This window comes from Endozoicomonas atrinae (genome assembly GCF_001647025.1).
GTDB classification, from domain to species: domain Bacteria; phylum Pseudomonadota; class Gammaproteobacteria; order Pseudomonadales; family Endozoicomonadaceae; genus Endozoicomonas; species Endozoicomonas atrinae.
In genome coordinates this window covers 1-824 of the sequence record NZ_LUKQ02000662.1, presented here as the reverse complement: position 1 = coordinate 824, position 824 = coordinate 1, and the positions used below count along the sequence as shown (strand labels likewise).

The following is an 824-nucleotide window of genomic DNA, read 5'->3' as shown; positions in this document are numbered from 1 at the left end:
AGATCAACGTGCGTTCATCGCCGATGGCGTGCCAGCGTTGTGTACCACCGTGGGTTTGTGTCACGGCAGTGATCTGGCTGTATCCAGCGTAACTTTCCGGGCTGGTCACAACATCGGCAATCTGCATTTTGAACCCTTGCTGCTGATTACCGTCAGACTCCACGATCAGGTACATATCGTCCTGATGGGCTGAATGATTTTTGTACACGGTGCGGTTACTGTCCGGCACCGTCGAGGTCATTTCCTTTGTCCAGCCAAATCCCGGTTTACTGCCGTATCCGGTCACCAAAATCGCATCGAGCACTTCAATGATGGAATTTTTATAAGCGCCATAACCGCCGCTTAAATACTTAAATTCCGGGGCACCTGAATCGTTCCAGCTGTAGTATTGAACCGGCATCAGTCTGCATCCCCCCGAATCTGTAGTGTAAAATCGTCGTTAGTTTCCGTTCCCTGACCTGAAAGGACAGTCCTGCAAATCCAGACCGGCGCAAGGCATCCATCGGTATTGAAACGAATAGCGTTACCCGTTGCCCAACCGCTGCCCCATCCATCGGTACGCAGGGTAAAGTAAGGCACGCCGGTTTCCGGGTTAATGGGGGCGGTGTCCGAGGCTGTGGTGCCAGTTGCGATAATCCCGAGCTTTTCTTCTACCACCTGAAAGGCTGAACCGCTGGTAAAGATGATCGACCACTTCCCATAGATGGCTCCCTTGTTGGTCACTTCCACCGGATAGTTGATAGTGTTGTATTGCGCCGTGGTCTGATCCCCAACCCGGTGATCAGTCCAGTTCGGGTCGCCGTTGTCCCATACCTTCTGGCTGA

Annotated in this window: 2 protein-coding genes; both read right to left on the bottom strand. The window is 52.8% G+C overall.

The annotated features are described in order from the left end of the window. The coding region (locus tag AK963_RS29905) for a hypothetical protein (RefSeq protein WP_202969951.1) at nt 1-400 on the bottom strand (400 nt) is incomplete at its 3' end. Further along, nucleotides 400-824 (bottom strand): hypothetical protein (locus AK963_RS34185; protein WP_202969950.1); only part of this gene is annotated, 425 nt, incomplete at its 5' end. The genes AK963_RS34185 and AK963_RS29905, both read right to left, overlap by 1 nt.